14 protein-coding genes and 1 tRNA gene are annotated in these 24,966 nt (G+C 64.8%); 13 read left to right on the top strand and 2 right to left on the bottom strand.

Annotation, left to right across the window (positions count from 1 at the left end):
* Window positions 1–76 precede the first annotated feature (76 nt).
* Both FHY19_RS11740 and FHY19_RS11735 read left to right on the top strand, forming a co-directional pair.
* Window positions 77–151: transfer RNA gene (locus FHY19_RS11740), tRNA-Val, on the top strand.
* A 409-nt stretch (window positions 152–560) separates the two neighbouring features.
* On the top strand, window positions 561–887 hold the full coding sequence (locus FHY19_RS11735) for a hypothetical protein (RefSeq protein WP_046963165.1): 327 nt from the start codon (window positions 561–563) through the stop codon (window positions 885–887).
* Between the two features lie 120 nt (window positions 888–1,007).
* Here FHY19_RS11735 and prpR read toward each other — a convergent pair whose 3' ends face one another.
* Window positions 1,008–2,603, bottom strand: coding sequence for a propionate catabolism operon regulatory protein PrpR (gene prpR, locus FHY19_RS11730; RefSeq protein WP_259166381.1), 1,596 nt, complete (start codon window positions 2,601–2,603; stop codon window positions 1,008–1,010).
* 146 nt (window positions 2,604–2,749) lie between these two features.
* On the opposite strand from prpR, the gene prpB reads away from it, so the two are divergent.
* Complete coding sequence (gene prpB, locus FHY19_RS11725; RefSeq protein WP_259166245.1) at window positions 2,750–3,646, top strand: methylisocitrate lyase; 897 nt, start codon at window positions 2,750–2,752, stop codon at window positions 3,644–3,646.
* Window positions 3,647–3,718: 72 nt separating this feature from the next.
* The gene (gene prpC / locus FHY19_RS11720; RefSeq protein WP_259166243.1) at window positions 3,719–4,873 is read left to right on the top strand and encodes a 2-methylcitrate synthase; all 1,155 of its coding nucleotides are present in this window, start codon (window positions 3,719–3,721) and stop codon (window positions 4,871–4,873) included.
* A 23-nt stretch (window positions 4,874–4,896) separates the two neighbouring features.
* Here the strand turns inward: prpC and FHY19_RS11715 are convergent, their stop codons facing one another.
* Complete coding sequence (locus FHY19_RS11715; protein WP_259166242.1) at window positions 4,897–5,043, bottom strand: hypothetical protein; 147 nt, start codon at window positions 5,041–5,043, stop codon at window positions 4,897–4,899.
* 32 nt (window positions 5,044–5,075) lie between these two features.
* Here FHY19_RS11715 and acnD point away from each other — a divergent pair, with 32 nt between their 5' ends.
* The 9 genes from acnD to FHY19_RS11670 all read left to right on the top strand — a co-directional run bounded on the left by acnD (window position 5,076) and on the right by FHY19_RS11670 (window position 24,904).
* Window positions 5,076–7,670 carry a Fe/S-dependent 2-methylisocitrate dehydratase AcnD gene (gene acnD, locus FHY19_RS11710; RefSeq protein WP_259166241.1) on the top strand — a complete coding sequence of 865 codons (2,595 nt, stop codon included), beginning with the start codon at window positions 5,076–5,078 and terminating at the stop codon, window positions 7,668–7,670.
* A gap of 9 nt (window positions 7,671–7,679) precedes the next feature.
* Window positions 7,680–8,237: a 2'-5' RNA ligase family protein gene (locus FHY19_RS11705; RefSeq protein ID WP_259166240.1), complete on the top strand. Its 558-nt coding sequence runs from the start codon at window positions 7,680–7,682 to the stop codon at window positions 8,235–8,237.
* A gap of 110 nt (window positions 8,238–8,347) precedes the next feature.
* Window positions 8,348–9,535: a 2-methylaconitate cis-trans isomerase PrpF gene (gene prpF / locus FHY19_RS11700; RefSeq protein WP_259166239.1), complete on the top strand. Its 1,188-nt coding sequence runs from the start codon at window positions 8,348–8,350 to the stop codon at window positions 9,533–9,535.
* 582 nt (window positions 9,536–10,117) lie between these two features.
* On the top strand, window positions 10,118–12,334 hold the full coding sequence (locus tag FHY19_RS11695; RefSeq protein ID WP_259166238.1) for a TonB-dependent receptor: 2,217 nt from the start codon (window positions 10,118–10,120) through the stop codon (window positions 12,332–12,334).
* Between the two features lie 106 nt (window positions 12,335–12,440).
* The gene (locus FHY19_RS11690) at window positions 12,441–13,412 is read left to right on the top strand and encodes a nucleoside hydrolase (RefSeq protein ID WP_259166378.1); all 972 of its coding nucleotides are present in this window, start codon (window positions 12,441–12,443) and stop codon (window positions 13,410–13,412) included.
* Window positions 13,413–14,009: 597 nt separating this feature from the next.
* Window positions 14,010–18,911: an alpha-2-macroglobulin gene (locus FHY19_RS11685; protein ID WP_259166237.1), complete on the top strand. Its 4,902-nt coding sequence runs from the start codon at window positions 14,010–14,012 to the stop codon at window positions 18,909–18,911.
* 423 nt (window positions 18,912–19,334) lie between these two features.
* Window positions 19,335–19,802 carry a transposase gene (locus FHY19_RS11680; protein WP_259166377.1) on the top strand — a complete coding sequence of 156 codons (468 nt, stop codon included), beginning with the start codon at window positions 19,335–19,337 and terminating at the stop codon, window positions 19,800–19,802.
* Window positions 19,803–20,694: 892 nt separating this feature from the next.
* The gene (locus tag FHY19_RS11675; RefSeq protein WP_259166234.1) at window positions 20,695–23,808 is read left to right on the top strand and encodes a TonB-dependent receptor; all 3,114 of its coding nucleotides are present in this window, start codon (window positions 20,695–20,697) and stop codon (window positions 23,806–23,808) included.
* 148 nt (window positions 23,809–23,956) lie between these two features.
* Complete coding sequence (locus tag FHY19_RS11670) at window positions 23,957–24,904, top strand: glycerophosphodiester phosphodiesterase family protein (protein WP_259166232.1); 948 nt, start codon at window positions 23,957–23,959, stop codon at window positions 24,902–24,904.
* The last annotated feature ends 62 nt before the right edge of the window (window positions 24,905–24,966 follow it).

Raw genomic sequence — 24,966 nt, 5'->3', positions numbered from 1 at the left:
CGGGCACGCGACCTGCCCAGATAGACACCTGTTGACGATTGCCGCAGCTACCCTATAATGTGCGGCTCGCGTCACCGGGCGGTTAGCTCAGCGGTAGAGCATTGCCTTCACACGGCAAGGGTCACAGGTTCGAACCCTGTACCGCCCACCATGCATTCAGTGTCAGATAAAGAACCGGCGACAGCCGGTTTTTTTATGGTCGCAAGATAGCTGCTGCCGTGGGGACTGTGGATACGGCAGCGCGCCAGCCTTCTTTGAATCGACTGCTCGGCAGTCACTGCCGCGAACCCAGCGGCCCTGCGGTGCGGTCGATCGCCTTGGCGAAGGGCACGGCGATGTTCGTCTTTGTGCGTTCGATCAGGGCCTGCGATCTGCGTGGCTTGGCGCTGGGCTTTATCGATCGCACCGGTCATGAATGCCTGGCCGGTGTCGCTGTGAAGCGTACGCCTGCGTTGCGTTTCGATAGACGCCGTAGGTAAGCACTTTTCGCTAGGGTCGATGCCTTGCGGGCTCGACAGGGACTTGCCATCCTGCAAGGCCCGGGTCGAGATGGAGTGGCGATGAAGACGCTGCTTGGAAGTGCGCTGGTTGCGATGTTGCTGTTGGCCGGGTGCGCGCGCGATGTTGGCGAGCAGTATGTGGGCAAGTGGGTCAATGTGAAGTCGCAGAAGAATGTGCTGAGCATCGAGCACAATGGCGAGAGCTTCATCATTCGCGACACCACGCCGGAGTTGTTCGGCAGCGGGGTCCGGACCCGAAATTATCCGGCGCTGCTGACCAAGGGGGTGCTGCAGGTGTCCAGTGGTAGCGGCACGCTCAACTACGCGATCGATGAGGCGACGGGTCGTCTGAGCACGGGCGATACTGAGTACACGCGGATCAAGTAACCGCTGCATCGCCGCCTGCGCGCTGATCGTCGCGCGCTCAGCTGCGTGCAGTAGTGAATCAATCGCTGGAGATCAGCACTCATGGCTTCCCCGGGCGGAAGCCGAGCTAACGTGCAATGTTCAGTACGGTGGCGCCACTGCCTGTGCCTGCATCCAGCGCCACAAGGTGGTGCGTGAAACGCCGAGCGTCTGGGCGGCGAGGGCGCGGTTACCGTTGGCGCGTTCCAGGGCCGTACGCACCGCTGTGGCGGTAAGCTGCAGGCGGGATGCTGCGAGCTCGGTGTGGACCTGCGGTGCAGGGACGGTGTGTGCGTCAAACAGTTCCGGCGCCCAGCGTTGGAGTTGTTCCAGGCTTAGGTGGCCCTGCGCTTGCGCCTTCCAGTGAATGCATAAGCGTTCGACCAGGTTGCGGAGCTCGCGCACATTGCCCGGCCATGCATGTTGCTGCAGCCGCTGCAGCGCTGCGGGCGACAAGGGCGATGCAATGCTGCCCAGTTGCTGAAAATAGTGCGTCAGCAGCAGCGCGATGTCGTTGGAGCGATTGCGCAACGGCGGCAGGGCGATGCGCAGTGCGGTCAAACGGTAGAACAGGTCGCGACGAAAACGCCCTTGCTCGACCAGCGTATGCAGATCCTGCAGGCTGGCTGCGATCACGCGCACATCCACGGCAATTGGCACGGTAGCGCCGACACGCAGGATTTCGCGTTCTTCCAGGACACGCAGCAGGCGCGTCTGCAGCGGCATCGGCAAGTCGCCGATTTCGTCCAGGAGCAGCGTGCCGTCCTGTGCGGCTTCGATCAGGCCGGTGTGGCCGCCGCGGCGTGCGCCGGTGAAGGCGCCATCGCTGTAGCCGAACAGCTCCGCTTCCAGCAAGGATTCGCTGATGGCGCCGCAATTGATCGCGACAAAGCGGCCGCGCCGGCGACTGCCTGCATGCAGCTGTTGCGCCACCAACTCCTTGCCGGTACCGGTCTGGCCGCTGATCAGCACGGTGCCGGTGTGCGGCGCATACAACTGCACCAGCTCGCGGACATGCACCATTGCCGCGTCGTCGCCGAGCAGGGTTTCGCTGCGGCGCAGCCGTCGTGCGTTGCTGCGGGCGGTCGGGCGTTCCTGACTGGAGGCGTTGCCCAGGGCGATGGCGTTTTCCAGCGCGTGACGGACCGAATCGGCCGAATACAGCAGCACGCCCGGCAGGCCGGCCTGCTCGGCGAAATCGATCGCCATGCCGGTGCCCACGATGACCTGAATGCCGCCGGCGCGCAGGTCGGCGATGCGGTCGCGCGCGTCTTCGGCGGTGACGAAGCGGCGGTGCTCGATGTCCAGATCGAAACTGTCCTGGAACGCGCGAAACGAGGGCACGTCGGAGGCATGGGTGACCACGCCGATACGTGGGGCGATACGGCGCGCACGCGCCAACGCTTCCATCAGGTCGAAGCCGGTGGCCTGGATCGGCGCCAGCGGCAGCGCGAGCCGGCTGCGCAGGTAGGCGGCGTTGGAGCCGCCGGCGACCAGGGCATCGCAGCGCTCGCGGCGCAGGCGCTGGCCGATGACGTCCACTGCATCGGCAAAGCCGAGGTTGATCTGCTCGATGCGTGCGCGCTGGTCGAATTCGGGGATGACATCGGCCAGCAGACCGGTCAGCCGCGACACGCTGACGGTCCAGATCACCGGAGGCGATGTATCGGCCAGCGCTGCAGGTGCGGGGCTACGCATGGGAGTTGGCGTGTTGTATGGGTGTTTCATGTTGCGTCAATCGTTTCATATCTGCAACGATGGACGTGCATGCTTTATTGCAATCAAGCACTTACGATTGGCATGGTGTTTGCGCTTTATCCCAACATCCCATCCCTGGAATCGCCATGACGTCCTCGCCCATTTCTTCCGCCGGTACCCGCTTCCGCACGGCGCTGGCTGCCGAGTCGCCGCTACAGGTCATCGGCGCCATCAATGCCAACCATGCGCTGCTGGCCCAACGTGCCGGATATAAGGCCATCTATCTATCCGGCGGCGGCGTGGCGGCGGGTTCGCTGGGGCTGCCGGATCTGGGCATCAATACGTTGGAAGACGTGCTGATCGATGTGCGCCGCATTACCGATGTCTGCGCGTTGCCGCTGCTGGTGGACGTGGACACCGGCTTCGGGCCGAGCGCGTTCAACATCGAGCGCACCATCAAATCGCTGATCAAGGCGGGCGCGGCCGGCTGCCACATCGAAGACCAGGTCGGCGCCAAGCGCTGCGGGCATCGGCCTGGCAAGGAGATCGTCAGTCAGGGCGAGATGGTGGACCGGGTCAAGGCGGCGGCCGATGCCAAGATCGATCCGGCATTCTTTTTGATCGCGCGGACCGATGCCATCCAGATGGAAGGCGTGGACGCGGCGATCGAGCGCGCCATCGCGTGCGTGGAAGCGGGCGCCGACGGCATCTTTGCCGAGGCCGCCTACGACCTGGAGACCTACAAGCGTTTTGTCGATGCGGTGGGCGTGCCGGTGCTGGCCAACATCACCGAGTTCGGCAAGACGCCTCTGTTTACCCGCGATCAACTGGCCGCTGCCGGTGTGGCGATCCAGTTGTTTCCGCTGTCGGCATTTCGCGCGGCGAACAAGGCTGCCGAGGACGTCTACACCGCCATCCGGCGCGACGGCCATCAACAAGCGGTGCTGGAAACGATGCAGACGCGCGAAGAGCTGTATGAGCGCATCGGCTACCACGATTACGAACAACGCCTGGATGCACTGTTTGCGCGCAAAGGCGCATGATCGCCGCTTGCTGCGTCCACCTGGTCAATCCTCAGTGACATCGCAACACGCCACCGCTTGGGAGCTCATCGCATGAACGACACCGCCATTCCCGGTTTCAAGCCAAAAAAATCCGTTGCCCTGTCCGGCACTGCCGCCGGCAACACCGCGCTGTGCACCGTGGGGCGCAGCGGCAACGATCTGCACTATCGCGGTTACGACATCCTGGATCTGGCAACCACCAGCGAGTTCGAGGAGATCGCGTACCTGCTGGTGCACGGCAAACTGCCCAATAGCGGCGAATTGCGCGGTTACAAGGCCAAGTTGCGTTCCTTGCGTGGCGTGCCCGCCGCGGTGAAGGCCGCGCTGGAGCAACTGCCACCGTCGGCGCATCCGATGGACGTGATGCGCACCGGCGTTTCGGTGCTGGGCTGCCTGCAGCCGGAAAAGGACGATCACAACCATCCGGGCGCGCGCGACATCGCCGACAAGTTGATGGCCTCGCTGGGGTCGATGCTGCTGTACTGGTACCACTACAGCCATAACGGCAAGCGCATTGATGTGGAGACCGACGACGATTCGATCGGTGGGCATTTCCTGCATCTGCTGCACGGGTTTGCGCCGAAGGACTCGTGGGTGCGTGCAATGCACACCAGCCTGATCCTGTATGCCGAGCACGAGTTCAACGCCTCCACGTTTGCATGTCGCGTGATTGCCGGCACCGGCAGCGATATGTACAGCGCCATCGCCGGTGGTATCGGCGCATTGCGCGGCCCCAAGCATGGCGGCGCCAACGAAGTGGCCTTCGAAGTGCAGAAGCGCTACGACACGCCGGACGAGGCCGAGGCCGACATCAAGGCGCGTGTGGAACGCAAGGAAGTGGTGATCGGCTTTGGTCATCCGGTGTATACGGTGTCCGACCCGCGCAACAAGGTGATCAAGGACGTGGCGCGCGAGCTGTCCGATGAGCAGGGCAGCCGCAAGATGTACGACATCGCCGAACGCCTGGAAACGGTGATGTGGGACATCAAGAAGATGTTCCCGAACCTGGATTGGTTCAGTGCGGTCAGCTACCACATGATGGGCGTGCCGACGGCGATGTTCACGCCGCTGTTCGTGCTGGCGCGCACTGCAGGTTGGAGCGCGCATATCATCGAGCAGCGCGTGGACGGCAAGATCATTCGGCCTTCGGCCAATTACACCGGTCCGGAAGATCAGGTGTTTGTGCCGCTGGATCAGCGCTCTTGAAAGCCGCTGCGTGCGACTCGCCCTCATCCGCCCTTCGGGCACCTTCTCCCGCGTTGCGGGAGAAAGGAGCGTGGCGAGCAGTACGTGGTGAACAGCAGTGCCAGCAACAACAGCAGCAGCAACAACAACAGCAACAACAGCAACAACAGCAGCAGCAACAACAACAGCAACGGACCCCGCCCGCTTTGTGATATCGCCAGCCATGAATAGCCAGTACCGCAAGCCCCTGCCGGGCACGTCGTTGGAGTACTTCGATGCACGTGCCGCCATCGATGCGTTGCAGCCCGGCGCGTATGCGGCATTGCCGTACACCGCGCGCGTACACGCCGAAAATCTGGTGCGACGCGCGCAGCCGCAGATGCTGGAGGCCTATCTGCGCCAGTTGATCGAGCGCAAGCGCGACCTAGATTTTCCATGGTTTCCGGCGCGTGTGGTCTGCCACGACATCCTGGGGCAGACCGCGCTGGTGGACCTGGCCGGCCTGCGCGATGCCATCGCCGAACAAGGCGGCGACCCGGCGCAGGTCAACCCAGTAGTGCCGGTGCAGCTGATCGTGGACCATTCGTTGGCGGTGGAATACGCAGGATTCGACAAGCAGGCGTTCGCCAAGAACCGCGATGTGGAAGATCGCCGCAACGCCGACCGCTTCCACTTCATCGAGTGGACCAAGCGCGCGTTCGAGAACATGGAAGTGATTCCGCCGGGCAACGGGATCATGCATCAGATCAATCTGGAGAAGATGTCGCCGGTGATCTACACACTGGACGGCGTGGCGTTTCCGGATACCTGCGTGGGCACCGACAGCCACACCCCGCATGTGGATGCGCTGGGCGTGATCGCTGTGGGTGTGGGCGGGCTGGAAGCGGAGAATGTGATGCTGGGGCGCGCCTCGTGGATGCGGCTGCCGGACATCATCGGCGTGGAACTGACCGGCCGGCCTGCGCCGGGCATCACCGCTACCGACATCGTGCTGGCATTGACCGAGTTCCTGCGCCAGCAGCGCGTGGTAGGGGCGTACCTGGAGTTCTTCGGCGCCGGCGCCAGTGCGCTGACCATTGGCGACCGCGCCACCATTTCCAACATGACGCCGGAATTCGGTGCCACCGCGGCGATGTTCTACATCGACCGGCAGACCATCGACTACCTGCGACTGACTGGTCGCGACGATGCGCAGGTGGCGCTGGTGGAAACCTACGCGCGCCACACCGGCCTGTGGTCAGACGACCTGGCGACGGCGCACTACGAGCGCGTGCTGCAGTTCGATCTATCCAGCGTTGTGCGCAACATGGCCGGGCCCTCCAACCCCCACAAGCGCGTGGCGACCAGTGAGTTGGCGCAGCGCGGTATCGCGGGGCAATGGGACGAGGTGCCGGGACAGATGCCCGATGGCGCGGTGATCATCGCTGCGATCACCTCCTGCACCAATACCTCCAACCCGCGCAATGTCATCGCCGCCGGCCTGCTGGCGCGCAATGCCAATGCGCGCGGCCTGACCCGCAAGCCGTGGGTCAAGAGTTCGCTGGCGCCGGGGTCAAAAGCGGTGCAGCTGTATCTGGAAGAAGCCGGCCTGTTGAGCGAGCTGGAGCAGCTGGGCTTCGGCATCGTGGCGTTCGCCTGCACCACCTGCAACGGCATGAGCGGGGCGTTGGATCCGGCGATCCAGCAGGAGATCATCGACCGCGATCTGTATGCGACAGCGGTGTTGTCGGGCAACCGCAACTTCGATGGCCGCATCCATCCGTATGCCAAACAAGCGTTCCTGGCATCGCCACCGCTGGTGATTGCCTACGCCATCGCCGGCACGGTGCGCTTCGATATCGAAAAGGATGTGCTAGGCATCGACGCCGATGGCGTGGCGGTGACGCTCAAGGATCTGTGGCCAAGCGATGCGGAGATCGATGCGGTGGTAGCGCGCAGCGTCAAGCCGGAGCATTTCCGCAGCGTCTACGACCCGATGTTCAAGCGCAGCGTGGGGCAGGGACTCCGCGTGAGCCCGCTGTACGACTGGCGCCCGCAAAGCACCTATATCCGCCGCCCGCCGTATTGGGAAGGCGCGCTGGCCGGTGCGCGCAGCCTGCGCGGGATGCGGGCGCTGGCGGTACTGGGCGACAACATCACCACCGACCACCTGTCGCCATCGAATGCGATCCTGGCCAGCAGTGCGGCCGGCGAATACCTTGCGCAGATGGGCGTGCCGGAAGAAGACTTCAATTCCTACGCCACCCATCGCGGCGATCACCTCACCGCGCAGCGCGCTACCTTCGCCAATCCCAAGCTGGTCAACGAAATGGCCGTGGTCGATGGACAGGTGAAGGCAGGATCGCTGGCGCGGCTGGAACCGGAAGGCCAGGTGCTGCGCATGTGGGAGGCGATCGAAACCTACATGACGCGCAAACAGCCGCTGATCATCGTTGCCGGCGCCGATTACGGCCAGGGCTCCTCGCGCGACTGGGCCGCCAAGGGCGTGCGGCTGGCGGGCGTGGAAGCGATCGTGGCCGAGGGCTTCGAGCGCATTCACCGCACCAACCTGATCGGCATGGGCGTGCTGCCGCTGGAATTCAAACCTGGAACCGACCGCAAGAGTCTGGGTATCGATGGCAGCGAGACCTTCGATGTCTCCGGTGAGCGCACCCCAGGCGCCACGCTGACACTCTCGATCCATCGGCGTAATGGCGAGCAGCTGCAGGTGCCGGTGATCTGCCGGCTGGATACCGCGGAGGAAGTCTCTATTTACGAAGCCGGTGGTGTGCTGCAGCGGTTTGCGCAGGATTTTCTTGAGGCAAGCAAGGCCGCATAGGTCAGCATCATGGCCGACTCTTCGCGATTGATCTTCACGCTCAAGCCGCCACCGCAGGTGCTTGACGCCATGGTCGGTGCCGTGGCTGCACACCGTCTCGATGCGATGCTTGGCGATGCCTATTTCGATCCTGGCAACTGGCATCAGTCGGTCTCGGATCGGTTCGAAGGGCCTGCTGCGCGTGCGGCCATGCTACGTGCGGGTGATCGCCTCGATGCCCAGGCAGTCACGTTTTGCTTGAACCGGATTACAAGTCGCGGAACAGACCCAGTGCATTGGGCATTTCGGGCAGAGGGCAATCCATCTGCTTTCGTTGCGTTACAGGCTGCTATCGCAGCAGCGCTACGTGCCGAAGGCTTTCACGTTGCGAGCGGACATACGCCGCACGTAACGATTAGCTATGCGGCGCCGAGCAAGTTGACGCAGCCCATTGTGCCCATCACGTGGCACGCTACCGAAGTGTTACTGGTCGAGGGCGGTGGGCGGCCGTATCACTATGCCCCCATTGCATGTTGGCAGTTGCGACCCGACGGCCTCCTGCCTGACCAGGCGCACTTGCCGTTCTGATCTGCGCAGGATTGCATGCTTGAGATTTTCACGGTGACGCATTGCCATATCGTATCGATGCGCTACGCAGAATTTCCGGTACGTCCGCACGTCGTTTTCAAGGAACCTTCATGGCATTTGCTCCCCAACTCCGCATCCCCGCCACCTACCTGCGCGGCGGCACCAGCAAGGGTGTGTTCTTCCGTCTGCAGGACCTGCCCGCAGCGGCGCAGAAGCCCGGTGCTGCACGCGATGCGCTGTTGCTGCGGGTGATCGGCAGCCCCGATCCCTATGGCAAGCAGATCGACGGCATGGGCGGGGCGACCTCAAGCACCAGCAAGAGCGTGATCGTCTCCACCAGCGCGCGGCCGGGTCATGATGTGGACTACCTGTTCGGGCAGGTGTCCATCGACAGCGCGTTCGTGGACTGGAGCGGCAACTGCGGCAACCTGTCGGCGGCGGTGGGGCCGTTTGCGATTGCCAACGACCTGGTCGATGCCGCAACGCTGCCGCGCGATGGCGTGGCAACGGTGCGGATCTGGCAGGCCAACATCGGCAAGACCATCGTGGCGCACGTGCCGATGACCGCTGGTCAGGTACAGGAAACCGGCGACTTCGAGTTGGATGGGGTGACCTTTCCGGCGGCCGAGGTGCAGCTGGAGTTCCTTGACCCGGCCGACGATGCCGAAGGCGAGGGCGGAGCGATGTTTCCCACTGGCAATCTTATCGACCAGCTGGACATTCCCGGCCTTGGCCGGCTCGATGCAACGCTGATCAACGCCGGCATTCCGACCATCTTCGTCAATGCGCGCGATCTGGGGTACACCGGCACCGAACTGCAGGACGCCATCAATGGCGATCCGCGTGCGCTGAGCATGTTCGAGACCTTGCGTGCACACGGTGCGGTACGCATGGGTTTGATCGCGCGGCTGGAAGATGCGGCCACGCGCCAGCACACGCCCAAGGTGGCGTTCGTTGCACCGCCTGCGGACTACATCGCCTCCAGTGGTAAACCGGTGCATGCGGCCGAGATCGATCTGCTGGTACGGGCGATGTCGATGGGCAAGCTGCATCACGCGATGATGGGCACCGCGGCGGTGGCTATCGGCACTGCTGCGGCCGTGCCGGGGACGCTGGTCAATCTGGCGGCCGGCGGCGCGGCGCGCTCGGCGGTGCGGTTCGGGCATCCGTCAGGCACCTTGCGGGTGGGGGCCGAGGCAACACAGGTCAATGGGCAGTGGCAGGTCACCAAGGCGCTGATGAGCCGCAGTGCGCGGGTGCTGATGGAAGGCTGGGTGCGGGTGCCCGCGCCGGAGTGAATGAGCGGCGGCCGCGCGTTGCCGATCCGGGCGCTCGCTTGCCGCATGTGCTGGTATCCGCACGTCGTTGCCTGGGTAGCGGTTGGCATCGCCAAGACGGGCGGCAATGTGTTGCCGGGAGGTGTGAGCGGCCCCCTGACTGACAGAACCGATGGCTCACCGGTTGCGCAGCGATCAACGCCGCCCGCAATGCGCCTGCGCTGCGGGCCGGCTTCAGATCAGCGTTGCCGGGCGATGGCACCCGGATCTCACCCTCCGAAGTCTGCGGTTCGTCCGTTCACCCGGGCTCCCTGCGGAGCGGTCCACTGCCCGCCGTGCAGGCCCCTGGCGACCGCACGCCTGACCAAGATTGCCGGCGCCAGGAGCAACACGCAGAAGACGTCGCTTGAACCCATATCGGGAGACTGGCTCAGCCCTGGCGCACAAATTGCACGGGTGTGTTGCATTAATTCGAACGCTCTTTCGAATTATGGAAACTTTTTCGCACGCGCCCTGCCATATTTGTGTAAATCGTGTTAATTCTGTTGCACCGCGGCATGCAGGCCAGGCAGCCGCCCCGCCACCAGAATTCGGAGTCTTCCCATGTCAGCCAGCCGGTCGCTCAAGATCAGCGCGCTTGCCGTTGCCGTCGTTTCGCTTCTCCCGTTCCACGCTGCTGCACAGCAGGCTTCTGGCGACGACGGTGTCGTGCGTCTGGATGCGGTCAAGGTCACGGTCGAACGTCGTTCGGAAGATTCCAAGGATGTGCCGGTGTCGGCCAGCGTGCTGCGCCCGGAATTTCTGGACGCCATCTCCACCAGCGGCTCGGACATCCGCGTGCTGGCGGGCAAGGCGCCCAGCCTCAACATCGAATCGTCCAACGGCCGTGTGTTCCCGCGCGTGTACATCCGCGGCTACGGCAACACCGACTTCAATACCTACGCCTCGCAGCCGGTGTCGCTGATCTATGACGACGTGGTGCAGGAAAACGCGTTCCTGAAGGGCTTCCCGATCTTCGATCTGGAAGGCCTGGAAGTGCTGCGCGGCCCGCAGGGCACGCTGTTCGGCCGCAATACGCCGGCCGGCGTGGTCAAGTTCAACTCGGTCAAGCCGACCATCGGCGCCAATGACGGCTACGCCAGCCTGTCCTACGGCACCTACGGCACCATGACCCTGGAAAGCGGCCTGAGCATCGCGATGGGCGATCACTGGGCGGCGCGTCTGTCCACGCTGGGCCAGCGTCGCGATGACTGGGTGGAAAACCGCGACGGCCGCGATCTGGAAGGCTATACCGACTCGGCCGTGCGCCTGCAGCTGCTGTACCAGGCCAGCGACGATTTCAGTGCCCTGTTCAACGCGCATGCGCGTCACCTGGATGGCACCGCGCGCCTGTTCCGCGCCAACATCATCCAGCCCGGCACCAACCAGCTGGTGGACGGCTTCGACGAAGAGAAGTCCTTCATCGACGGCGCCAACACCCAGGAACTGCAGACCTATGGCGGCAGCGCCAATCTGACCTGGGACCTGGGCGACATCGCGCTGCACTCGATCACCGCGTATGAGGGCATCGGCAAGTACTACAGCCGTGGCGACATCGACGGTGGCTTCGGCGCGGTGTTCGCACCGCCGTCCGGTCCGGGCGCGATTCCGTTCCCGGTGGAAACCGCCGGCGGCATCAAGAGCCTGGACCAGTACAGCCAGGAACTGCGCGCCGAATCGCAGTACGAAGGCCCGCTCAACTGGCAGGCCGGCCTGTACTACTTCCACGACGATGTGGAAGGCGAGAACTACACCTACAACACCTTCAGCGGCGGCGATCTGGCCAGCTACCAGCTGACCCGCCAGCGCAACACCTCGTGGGCGGCATTCGGCTCGTTGAACTATGCGGCCACCGATCGCCTGAACCTGCGCGCCGGCATCCGCTACACCTACGACAAGAAGACCTTCGACGTGCTGGCGCTGGACCGCGTCACGCTGGTGGAGCCGTCCAGCGGCGAGACCGACAACTCCAAGGTCACCGGCGATCTGGCGGCCACCTTCGCCATCAACGACGACGTCAACGTGTACGCCCGTGCGGCACGTGGCTTCCGCGGCGCCAGCTTCGGCGTGCCCTCGGGCACCGCGCCGCTGACCGTGGCCGAGCCGGAGACGGTGGATTCGTTCGAGATCGGCATCAAGTCGGACCTGTTCGACAACCGCGCGCGCCTGAGCTTCGACATCTACGATTTCCGCGTCAAGAACCAGCAGCTCACCGCAGTGGGCGGCGTCTCCAACGACGTGCGCCTGCTCAACGCCGACAAGACCAAGGCGCGCGGCGCCGAGTTCGACTTCGAAGCGCTGCTCACCCAGAACCTGCGCGTGACCGCCGGCGGCGCCTACAACTGGACCCGCATCGACGACCCGAGCCTGTCGGTGGGCGTGTGCCGCACCTGCACCGTGACCGACCCGCTCAATGCGGCCGGCAACGCCATCATCGACGGCAACGACCTGCCGCAGGCCGCCAAGTGGATGGCCAACGCCACCCTGCGTTACGGCATCCCGATGGGCAACGACGGCGAGCTGTTCTTCTACACCGACTGGTCCTACCGCAGCGAAGTGAACTTCTTCCTGTACGACTCCAAGGAGTTCACCGGCCAGCCGCTGGTCGAAGGCGGCGCGAAGATCGGTTACAACTGGGGCGCGGGCGCGTACGAGTTGTCGGTGTTCTGCCGCAACTGCACCAACCAGATCCGCGTGACCGGTGCGATCGACTTCAACAACCTCACCGGCTTCATCAACGACCCGCGCATCGTCGGTGCGCAGTTCCGCGCCAACTTCTGATCGGCGTGTTGGTGTAGCACGATTGAACCGCCGGCTATGATGCCGGCGGTTTTTTTATGGCGGCAGGAGTAGGTGCATGCAGCGCAGATGGCGAAACATGTGGTGGATGCTGGGGCTGTGGTGTGCGTCGGCAGTGGCATGGGCGCAGACGCCTGCCGTGACCGCAGCGCAGGCGACGCCAACGCCCGCATCCACCGAGTTGCTGGTGGTCTCCACCGATATCGGCGACGACATCGACGATGCGTTTGCGCTCGGGCTGTTGCTGCGTAGCCCGCAACTGCGGGTATTGGGCATCGCATCGGCCTGGGGCGATACCAGTTTGCGTGCGCAGCTGCTGCAGCGCCTGTTGCAGCAGGCCGGGCGCAGCGAGATTCCGTTGGCGGTGGGCGCGCGCACCACCAGTACGATTCCCTTCAGCCAGGCGCGCTGGGCGTCCAAGGGGCGGTTGCCGGGCAAGTTGCCGGATGCGGCGGCGATGATCCTGCAGCAGGCGCGCCTGCATCCTGGCAAGGTGACCTTGCTGGTGTTGGGGCCGATGACCGACGCCGCACTGGCGCAGCGGCGCGACCCGGCCGGCTTTGCCAAGCTCAAGCGCATCGTGGCGATGGGCGGGTCGGTACGCGTTGGCTATGGCAAGTCGGCGTATCGGCCGGCCAGTGCGCCGGCGCCGGAGTACAACATCCTCTCCGATGTGTCGGCGGCGCAGCAGGTGTTCGCGGCCGGCGTGCCGATCGTGTTGCTGCCGCTGGATGCCACCCAGATCACGCTGGAAGAACCCGAACGCGTCGCGCTGTTTGCGCACGGCGATGATCTGACCGATGCGCTCACCCAGCTGTATTACCAGTGGCGCAATACCGACCAGCCCTGGGCCAGCGCCACGCCGACCCTGTTCGACGCAGTGCCGGTGGCCTGGCTGCTGCGCCCCGACCTGTGCCCGACCACGCCATTGCATCTGGAGGTCGATGCGCAGGGGTACACCCGCGAGGGCAAAGGCACCGCGAACGTGCAGGCGTGCCTGCGTGCGGACAAGCCAGCGTTGATCGAGATGTACATGCGCACGTTGTTGCAGTTGCACTAAGAGCGGCGAACGAAACGGCTTTACGGCGATAGTGCTGCAACTTGGCTGCAGGGCCCTTGCCCGCCCAGCGTCGCGGGACACGCCGTGAATCCGTCCATGGAGGCTCTTACGCGGCATCCATGCCGCGTAAGGTCCCGCGACGCTGGGCGGGCAAGGACCCGTCGAGATGGTCGGTGTGCTTGGTTTTTATAAAGCAGCCGACCAGCCGTCTGGTGCGGTGTCCTCGCCGGTTGCGGGACCGTGTGGCGGCATGGATGCCGCCACCGAGCCCCCAAGGATGGGTTCACGGCGTGTCCCGCGAGCGGTGAGGGCGCCGCGCCCTGGACCCACCGAGCTTTTGACTTAAGCATCGGATCGCGCCTAAACGCCGCCACGGTTCTAAATCTCGATGGCTTTAGGTGTTTTGTCTCAATGGACAGGGACAGTGCGGCTGGTCGGGCCGCCGGTGCCATCGCGACGCTCGCACAGCGGCACACGATCACCGCCCATCGGTAATTCCATGCGTCGCCTCATAGCGGCCATCGGCGACACGATTGGCGTCGCTATACTTGCGTCCTCAGTCATGGGGTAGCGCGAATGGACAGCCGGGAATCAGGGATGAGGTGGTCGGGTACACGGCGCATGTTGCTGTGGGTGGTGTTGCTGAGCGTGGCGATCGGCGCGGTGGCGTGCAAGCGCAACGAAAGTGGCCAATTGCCCGCCGCCAGCGGCGAGGCGATCAAGGCCGACAAGCAGGCCATCACCGGATTCGCGTTGGCGCGTGCCTATCCCGACCAGGCCGGCGACGGTCTGTCGCTGGCGCTGGAATTCTCGCGTCCGCTGGTGGGGACGCAGGATTTCGATGCGCTGGTGCGCTTCGAGGAAAAGGTCGGCACCGGCGACAGCAGCTGGACGCTGTCCGATGACGGCAAGACGCTGCGTTACCCGTATGTGGAAGCGGCCAAGGACTACACGGTACTGATCGACGCCAACCTGCTGGCCGCCGACGGCAGCCGCCTGGGCAAGCCGCTCAAGCAGAAGGTCTACACCGGCGCGCTCAAGCCGGTGGTCGGGTTCGCTTCGCAAGGCAGCGTGCTGCCGGCGCGCGAAAGCCGCGGACTGCCGGTGGTGTCGGTCAACGTGCCGGAAGTGGACGTGGAGTTCCTGCGCGTGCGCGAGAAGTCGCTGCCGGCGTTCTTCCAGCAGTTTCAGCGCGGCGGTCGTCGCGGCAGTTGGGAGCTTGAGAGCCAATACAGCGGCAAACAACCGCTGTCCAAGCTGGCCGACCCGGTGTACGTCAACCGTTTCATCCTGGGCGGCAAGCAGAACGAGCGCGTGCTGACCTACCTGCCGACGCAGGACATCAAGGAACTGCAGGAGCCTGGCCTGTATTTTGCGGTGATGAAGCGCGCCGGTAGTTTCGAGAGCGAGCAAGAGACCGCGTTCTTTACCGTCAGCGACATCGGCCTGCACACGCGCGCCTATAAGGACAAGCTGTTCGTGCACACCGCTTCGCTGCAGAGCGGCGAGCCGATCAAGAACGTGGAAGTGCGCATCCTCGATGCCAAGGGCGAGCTGTTCCTCAAGGGCGCCACCGACGGCAACGGCAATGCGCTGCTCAACTACACGCTCGATGCCGGCCACGTGCTGGTGGCGCGCAGCAAGACCGACGTTTCGTTGCTGCCGTTCAACCAGCCGGCGCTGGACCTGAGCGAGTTCGCGGTGGCCGGTCGCCAGAGTGCGTGGTTCGACGTGTTCGCCTGGGCCGGCCGCGATCTGTATCGCCCCGGCGAGACCATGCGCGTGTCGGCGATCCTGCGCGACAACGACGGCAAACCCACCAAGCCGCAGCCGGTGTTCCTGCGCCTGAAGCAGCCGGACGGCAAGACCTTCCGCGAAACCAAGCTGCAACCCGGCCAACAGGGTTACTTCGAATTCACCCAGCAGATTCCGGCCGACGCGCCCACCGGCCGCTGGCAGGTGGAGTTCCGTACCGACCCGGCCAGCAAGGATGCCGTGCAGGGCATGACGGTGCGGGTGGAAGAGTTCCTGCCCGAGCGCATGAAGCTGGACCTGGATGCCGCGCAAAAGACCTTGAGCGCCGGCCAGCCGTTCAAGCTGGTCGCCAATGCCGCGTATCTGTATGGCGCGCCGGCCGATGGCAACCGCTTCACCGCCAAGCTGGCGGTCAGCGTCGAGCAGCATCCGCTCGAGTCCTTGCCGGGCTGGTTCTTCGGCGACCCCACGCTGGAGCTGCCGCGCGAAGCCAAGGACGTGATCGATACCACGTTCGGCAGCGACGGCATCCTGCGCGAAGACATCGCGCTGCCGGCCGAAGCCAAGCCGGTCAGCACGATCGCCGCGGTGGTGTCCGGCAGCGTCTACGAGACCGGCGGGCGCACCGTCACCCGCACCGTCAAGCGGGTGCTGTGGCCGGCCAAGGCGCTGGTCGGCGTGCGCCCCCTGTTCGACGACAAGGACGGCGCCGATGCCAACGGCAGCGCGCGGTTCGAGCTCACCCGCGTGGATGCCGACGGCAAGCCGCAGCCGGCCAAGGGCCTGAAGGCCACGCTGGTGCGCGAGCTGCGCGACTATCACTGGAACTACACCGACGACCATTGGGACTACGACTTCACCCGCCGCTTCGAGAACAAGGACACCCGCACGCTCGATGTGGGCAGCGGCAATGCCAAGCTCGATTTCCCGGTGGAATGGGGCGAGTACCGCCTGGACGTGTTCGACCCGGCCACCGGGCTGACCACGCGTTACCCGTTCCGTGCCGGCTGGAGCTGGAACGACGAAAACCGCGGCCTGGATGCGCGCCCGGACAAGGTCAAGCTGGCGCTGGACAAGACCGGCTACCGTGCCGGCGACACGCTCACGGTCACGCTGACCCCGCCGCATGCCGGCAAGGGCGTGCTGCTGGTGGAAAGCGACAAGCTGCTGTACGTGCAGGACATCGACGTCAAGCCGGGTAGCACGTTCGACATTCCGGTGACCGATGCCTGGGAGCGCCACGACGTCTACGTCACCGCGCTGGTGTTCCGCGGCGGCACCGCGCCGAGCAAGATCACTCCCGCGCGTGCGGTGGGTGTGGCGTATGTGCCGATGGATCGCAAGGCGCGCCGCGTGGCGGTGGGCCTGTCGGCGCCCAAGCAGATGCGCCCGGAGCAATCGCTGCCGGTGACGGTGAGCGTGCCGGAACTGGCGGGCAAGGCGGCGCACGTCACCATCTCGGCGGTGGATGTCGGGATTCTCAACATCACCCGCTTCCCGGTGCCCGATGCCAACGCGCAGTTCTTTGCGCAGCGGCGCCTGGGTACCGATGCCTACGACATTTATGGCCGCGTGATCGAAAGTTTCGAAGGCGCCAGCGGCAAGCTCAAGTTCGGCGGCGACATGGCGCTGGAAGCCTTGCCGCAGGCCAAGCGCCCGACTGCGCGCGTGCAGACCGTGGACCTGTTTTCCGGGTCGGTGACGCTCGATGCCCGTGGCAATGCGCGCGTGCAACTGCCGGTGCCGGATTTCAACGGCACCTTGCGGGTGTCGGCACTGGTGTATTCGGACACGCGCTACGGCAACCGCGACATGGAAACCATCGTGCGTGCGCCGATCCTGGCCGAAGCCAGCATGCCGCGCGTGATGGCGCCGGGCGACCGCAGTACGGTGACGCTGGACGTGCAGAATTTCACCGGCAAGCCGGGCGAGTTCAATGTGCGTGTGGATGGCATCGGCCCGCTGTCGATTGCCGAGGCGGCGCGCAGCATCAAGCTGGGCGTGGATGCCAAGCAGACGCTGAGCTTCCCGCTGACGGCCACCGAAGGCTATAGCGTGGCCAAGGTGCGCGTGCGTGTGGACGGCAATGGGTTCAAGGCCGACCGCAACTACGAGCTGCCGGTACGTGCCGGGTGGCCGCAGGTGCTGCGCACGCAGACGCGCGTGCTCGACCCGCTGGCACCGGTCGCCCTGGACAGCGCCAATGCCGATGGCCTGATGGCCGGTTCGGTCACCGCGCGCATGCTGGTCAGCCCGCTACCGCCGATTCCGTTCGCCAGCGCCATGCAGGGCGCGCTGGAGTATCCGTATGGCTGCGCCGAACAGACCACCAGCAAGGGGTATGCCGCGCTGTTGCTCGACGAGGCCACTGCCAAGGCGCTGGGCACCAAGGGGCTGGATGCGGCCACGCGCCGCGAGCGCATGGAAGGCGCGTTCGGCCGCCTGGCGTCGATGCAGATCGCCAGCGGGCATTTTTCGATGTGGGGCGACGATGGCTACGTCAATCCGGGCCTGACCCCGTACATCGCCGAGTTCCTGCTCGATGCCAAGGACGCCGGCTTTGCGGTGCCCGACAACGTGCTGCAGAAGGCGCTCAACCGCCTCAGCGAAGACCTGCTGTCCGGCGGCAACGAGTTCTATGGGCAGGACCGCCGCGACAATCTGAAGTTCGCCAACCAGGCGTGGTCCGGCTACGTGCTGGCACGCGTCAACCGCGCTCCGCTGGGCACGCTGCGCGCGCTGTACGACAACCAGCGCAGCAAGGCGCTGACTGGCCTGTCGCTGGTGCATCTGGGTGCGGCGCTGTCGCTGCAGGGCGACACCAAGCGGGGCGAGGCGGCGATCAAGGCCGGCTTCGCCAAGGACAGTTCCGAGCGGCCGCCGTATTTCGGCGACTACGGCAGTGCGATTCGCGACGATGCCTTGATGATGGCCTTGCTGCACGAACGTGGCCTGTCCAAGCCCGAGTACGACACCCGCGTGGTGGCCCTGGGGCAGGCACTGGATGCACGCCGTGCTGGCGGTGTGTTGTGGCTGAGCACGCAGGAGCAGATCGCGCTGGCGCGGCTGGGCAAGGCGTTGATGGTGGGGCAGGGCAAGCAGGTCTCGGGCAGCTTGACGGTGGGCGACGAGGTGCAGCAGATCGCACCGGCCCGTGTGTTCGCACGCAGCTTCGACAGTGCGGCGCTGGCCCGCGGCGTGCAGTTCGCGCCGCAGGGCGAGGCGCCGATGTATGCCAGCATTGAAGTGGCCGGCATCCCGCGTACCGCACCGGAGGCGGACACGCGTCACCTCAGCGTGGAGCGCAGCTGGTACACCACCGACGGCAAGCCGTGGACGCCGCGCGCGTTGAAGGAAGGCGAGGCGCTGATCGTGCGCGTCACCATCACCGCCAACGAATCGATGCCCGATGCCCTGCTCACCGATCTGTTGCCGGCCGGCCTGGAAATCGAGAATTTCAATCTCGGCGATGCCAAGCAATGGGCCGATGTGGTGGTGGACGGCATCGGCATCAGCGAGCGCTCCAGCGCCGCCGACGTCAAGCACGAAGAGTTCCGCGACGACCGTTATGTGGCCGCGCTGTCGCTGTCGTCGGGCAGCAAGGCGCAGGTGTATTACCTGGTGCGTGCGGTGACGCCGGGCACCTACATTGTGTCGCCGTCGCTGGTGGAAGACATGTACCGGCCGGAGTTGCGTGGCGTAGGCCGCACCACCCCGGCAACGATCACGGTGGTGCAGCCGTAAGGCAACAAGGTAGGAGCGCGCTTGCGCGCGATGGGGCTTTCCCGGTAAACGCCCCATCGCGCGCCAGCGCGCTCCTACGTTCGGGGTTTTCTCACCGAAGCCAGCGTCCGACTCCGATGCAAGGGTTTGCGCGGGCGGGTCAGCCTGCATCGATGACCAGATCCATTTCCGCAGGACATCGGGCGCTACGTCGTGGCCGGCGCTCGCTTGCAAGGGGCTGCTATCTCCTCACCGCCACAACCTGGCAGCGGCGAATGGTGGTGCAGCCGTAAAACAACAAGGTAGGAGCGCGCTTGCGCGCGATGGGGCTTTCCCGGTAACGCCCCATCGCGCGCGAGCGCGCTCCTACGCTCGGGGTTTTCTCACCGAAGCGAGCGTCCGACTCCGATGCAAGGGTTTGCGCGGGCGGGTCAGCATGCATCGATGACCAGATCCATTTCCGCAGGACATCGGGCGCTACGTTGCGGCCGGCGCTCGCTTGCAAGGTGCTGCTATCTCCTCACCGCCACAACCTGGCAGCGGCGACGGGTGTTCGACGATTTTCCGCTGGCCGCGTCGGCGTGCCGCGCCTTTATCGCCGCAGTGCCGGAAGATGCCTCGTTGCTTGCCTGGGTGCTGATGCCGGACCACGTCCACTGGCTGGTGCAGCTGGGGGATGTGACGCCATTGGCGCGGACGGTGTCACGCATGAAGGCGGCAAGCACGCGTGCAGTCAATGAGCAACGCGGGGTGCGCGGTGCGGTTTGGACGCGCGCCTACCACGACCGTGCCTTGCGCAAAGAAGACGATCTGCGCATCGCGGCTCGCTACCTGATCGCCAATCCGCTGCGCGCCGGACTGGTTGAACGGGTTGGCGCTTATCCGTTCTGGGATGCCATCTGGCTTCCGTAGGAGCGCGCTTGCGCGCGATGCGGCGTCACCGGGAGAGCCACATCGCGCGCAAGCGCGCTCCTACGTGCGATTGGCGTCAGCGGGAAAGCCACATCGCGCGCAAGCGCGCTCAAAGCCGCGGGGAATATCGCCGCGCGCTGTCTTTTTGATGCGATGCGGGTGGCACACATACGTCATTGCGACTGGCCGCGCTGGTGCGCCTTCCTAACGGCGGGGCGTCTTTACCTGATCGCCAATCCGCTGCGCGCCGGACTGGTTGAACGGGTTGGCGCTTATCCGTTCTGGGATGCCATCTGGCTTCCGTAGGAGCGCGCTTGCGCGCGATGCGGCGTCACCGGGAAAGCTCATCGCGCGCAAGCGCGCTCCTACGTCGACGATACCGCTGCTTCGCATGTGGGGACATCGCCGCGCGCTGTCTTTTTGATGCGATGCGGGTGGCACACATAGGTCATTGCGACTGGCCGCGCTGGTGCGCCTTCCTAACGGTGGGGCGTCTTTACCTGATCGCCAATCCGCTGCGCCCGGATGTCCGCACGGGTTGGCGACTATCCATTCGGGGATGCCATCCGGCTTCCGTAGGAGCGCGCTTGCGCGCGACGCGGCGTCCCCGGGAAAGCTCATCGCGCGCAAGCGCGCTCCTACGTGCGATTGCGGCATTGGGAAAGCCACATCGCGCGCAAGCGCGCTCCTACGTGCGATTGCGGCATTGGGAAAGCCACATCGCGCGCAAGCGCGCTCCTACGTCGACGATACCGCTGCTTCGCATGCGGGGACATCGCTGCGCACTGTCTTTTCGATGCGATGCGGGTGACACGCAAAGGTCATTGTTACTGGCTACGGTGGCCTGCTTTCTCACCGGCGCGGCGTCCTTGCTGCGCGATCCCGGGATTCCATGCAGCGCTCCGATTCGTACCGTTTACACCTGTCCGTTCTCACCGTGGCCATTGCGGCCTGCTCGCCTGCTTCGCAGGCATTGGCCAGCGCGCGTGCGGGGATTCCAGTCGAGGCCTCAGCTGAGGCGGCTTCTGTGGCTATGGCCACGACCGCGAGCGCGTTGACGAGCGCAGGTACGGCGACAGCCAACGCCACAGCTTCAGCCACAGTCAGTAACGACGAGGAAACCACGCCCGATGCCGAAGTTGCGACTGCAAATCGACGTTCTGCAGTGTCAGCAGATGCATCTGCTGATTCCATGGACGCCGCAGCGATAGATCCTGCCTCGGCTGTCTCACCTGTATCGTCGCAAGCCGATGCAGCCAATAGCGGCGCACCGGCCACCACCAGCAGAACCGGGGTGCAGACCCTCGACGCCATGCAGGTCACCGGCGTGCGGCGCGCCAATGCGGCGGCGGTGGAGAGCAAGCGAGCGGCGACCAACATCACCGACGTGATCAGCGCCACCGATGTGCGCGCACTGCCGGACAGCACGATTGTTGAAGCGTTGCGTCGCGTTCCCGGGTTGTCGGTACTGCCGGCCACCGATAACGAGCATCCGCGCGACGAAGCGGCCACACCGGTGTTGCGCGGCCTGGGTCCGTCCTACAACAACGTCACCATTGATGGGCTGACCATTGCCTCGCCCGGCACGCCGAACGGCACGCTCGGTTCGATCACCCGCGGCGTGCGTCTGGATCTGTTGCCGGCCTCGATGGTCAGCGAGTTGCAGGTGGTCAAGACGTTTACGCCGGATCTGGACCCCAATGCCACCGGCGGCGCGATCAATCTCAAGACGCGTAGCGCGTTCGAGAACGGCGGCAAGCCGTTCTTCAGTGCCGAAGCTGCGCTGGGCCACGCCAACGATGTCGGCAAGCCGCGCGATCAGGACGACCCGGGGTATCGCTTGAATGCCACCGGCAGCCGTACCTTCGGCAGCGAGCAGCAATACGGCTTTACGCTGTCGGCCAACTACCAGACGTTGAGCAGCTACACCGAAACCCATATGACCACCGATACGGTGCATTACGGGTTCTACGACAACAACGGCGTGCTGCAGACTGGCGCCAATCTCGGTAATGGCTGGGCGGTGCCGCAGCAGGACAAGTACTGGTACGTGCAGAACCAGCGCGACCGCTATGGCGTCACCGGCAAGTTCGAAATGCGCCCCAGCGCTGCGCTCGAAGCCTATGCCATGGCCGGCTACTACTACTTCAAGGACAACATGGAGCGCAACGAGGTCATCATCGACCCGCGCAACCGCAACCGGGTGTTCAATCAGACCGCCACCTCCGGCAGTTATCCGGGCGGCGATATCGAGGTGGGATATTCCAATCAGATCGTCACCACGCGCACCAAGGTTGCGCAGTTGGGAACGATCTGGCGGCCGACCGATCGGCAGCAGTTTTCTGCGCGCGGCGCGTGGTCCGACGCCACCTACGACGAGCCGATCCGGATGATCAAGTACGCCACCGGCATCAGCCGCGCCGCGCCGGTGCCGGTGGGCCAGACCGGCAGTGGTGTGACCGTCAATGCCACGCCCAATTACGCATTCAACTACGACACCTCCGGTTTCGATCAGCGCTTCGGGGTGTCGCCGCAGGCCTACAACACCCTGGACAACTACAGCCTGTCGTACTGGCGGCCGGACTACAAGCGCACCGCTGCCGATCGCATCCTCACCGGACGGCTCGATTACGGCTTCAATCAGGGCGAAAGCGACCAGGGCATCGGCTTTGCGGCAGGCGTGTCGTACACCACCGACAAGCCGTCCTACGACATCTATCGCGTCGAATATCAGCCCAATACCAGCGCGCCGGCGTTCGGCTTGGCCGACGTGGCCGGCACCGGCCGGGCGCCGATGCGTTACGCCGGATTGAACCTGATCACCATCGATCCGGACAAGGCCAGCCGCGTGCTGGCGGCAGCGCCGTTGAGCGCATTCAACAGCACCGACCAGCAGGCCTTCAGCAACCAGGACAACTTCACCCATACCGAAAAGACCTTCGGCAGTTACGGGCTGGTGAGCTATCGCAGCGATCGGCTCAACGTGCAGGCCGGTGTGCATTTCGACAGCACCAAGCTCGACACGGTGGGCCGCCAGCGCCAACTCGATGCTGCCAGCAACCGCTATGTCTATGTCGATAACCCGACCAGTGCCGATTACGACTATCTGCTGCCGTCGGCCATCATGACCTACCACCTGACCGACACGCTGGACCTGCGCGCCGGTGCCAGCCGCACGCTGGGCCGCCCGCCGTACGACGCGTACGCAGCCCGCACCTCGATCGGCTTCGTCAACACGACCGACGCCGGCAACCCGAATGCGCAAGGCGTCACCGTCACCATCGGCAACCCGGACATCAAGCCGCGTGTGTCCAATAACCTGGACCTGTCGCTGGAATGGCGCCTGCCCGGCGACTTCGATGCCTTCGCGTCCACTGCGGTGTTCGACAAGCGCATCCAGGACGAGATCTTTACGCTCTCGCGCACCGACAGTTTTACCTTCGACGGCACCACCTACGCCAATGCCTTGATCAGCACACCGGCAAATGCCGCCAAGGCGCGCATCCGCGGGGTCGAGTTCAACGGCATCGTCAACACCTTGGCGCCCATCGCGCCGTGGCTCAGCGGTGTGGGCTTCAGTGCCAATGTTGCCGTGCTCGATGGCAGCCTGGACGTGCCTTACAGCGTCGGCAGCGGTACGGCTGTCACCCAGCGCGAACGCAAGCTCGACAACCTGGTCGGCCAGCCGGACTACACCGCCAACGCAACGGTGTTCTACAACACCGGCGGGCTGGAGCTGCGTGCGGCCTACAATCGCCAGGGCAAGGCCTTGCGTGCCATCGTCAGCAATATCGATTGGCAGGACCTGTATTGGTCGCCGCGCTCGCAGCTGGACTTCACCGCCACCTATGCCATCAGCAAGCAACTCAGCCTGATCGGCCAGGTCAGCAACATCACCCACAGCCGCATCACCAGCGTGACTGGCCCAGGGCAGAACCTGCTCAAGGACAGTTACTCGGTGCCCACCACCTACTGGTTCGGTCTGCGCTTCACGCCGACGTTCTGAGCGTAGCGCTTGAAAGGGATGCCATGGGCCGGATGCCGATGGCGCGTTGAATCGCAAGTGCGAGCGTTGCTTGCCGCATCCGGCTTGCATGCACATTGCCTGGTGCAGATGCCGTCAGGCGATCAGTCACCCACTCGAGAGTTGTTCAATGACACTACGTTCTGTTGCCACTGTCGCCGCCATGCTGTGCGCGGCGCTCGCCAGCCCTGTGAATGCAGCCCCCACCGGGGTGGCGGCGATCCAGGCCCGCTTGACCAACCCGCAGGGCGGCATCGTGGTGGTCGCCCATCGCGGTTGCCACGCGGCCGCACCGCAGCATGGCTTCACCGACACCGCACCGGAGAACTCCCTGGCAGCGCTGCGGCGTTGCATCGCCATCGGCGCCGATGTGATGGAAACCGACGTGCGCCGCGCGGCCGACGGCACCCTGGTGATGCTGCACGACGCCACCGTGGACCGCACCACCGATGGCACCGGCAAGCTGTCAGAGCTCACGCTGGCCGATCTGCAGAAGCTGCGCTTGCGCAGCGACGAAGGCGGCGCGCAAGCGCCGTTGACCGATCAGCGCGTGGTCACGCTGGATCAGATGCTGGCCGCCGCCAAGGGCCACATCCTGCTCAATCTGGACGTCAAGGATGCGATCTACGTACAGGTGGTCGATGCGGTCACGCGCGCCGGCATGCAGCACCAGGTGATCGTCAAGGCCGAAGCGGGCATCGCGACCCCGCCGCTGGCGGCGATGCAGCCGTTCGACCGCGTGTACTTCTTCCCGATCCTGATCAACGCGCACGGCACTGCCGATCTGGCCGCGATCGCCACTGCACAAACCCGCAATGCGCGCCCGATGGCCTTCGAGCTGCCCAAGATGGCCGCAGCGCAATTGCCGGCATTGGCGGCAGTGAGCAAGGCGCACAACGTGCGGCTGATGGTCAACTCTTTGTGGGAAGGGTTCATTGCCGGCTACGGCGGCGACGCAGATGCCGAACGCGATCCGGACAAGGTCTGGGGCCGCCTGCACCGCGACGGTATTTCCATCATCCAGACCGACGCACCGGAAGCGCTGTTGCGGTATCGGCAGACGCTTGAGTCGCGGTAACGGAGAGCGTCGTGCCACCGGCCTGGCTGCAGATGAGCGCAGCGGGTGCGGTTGGTACTGCG

It is taken from the genome of Xanthomonas sp. 4461 (assembly GCF_024806475.1).
In the GTDB taxonomy this organism is placed as follows: Bacteria; Pseudomonadota; Gammaproteobacteria; order Xanthomonadales; family Xanthomonadaceae; genus Xanthomonas; species Xanthomonas arboricola_F.
The sequence above is the reverse complement of the archived record's forward strand: the minus strand, read 5'-3'. Positions and strand labels throughout refer to the sequence as shown.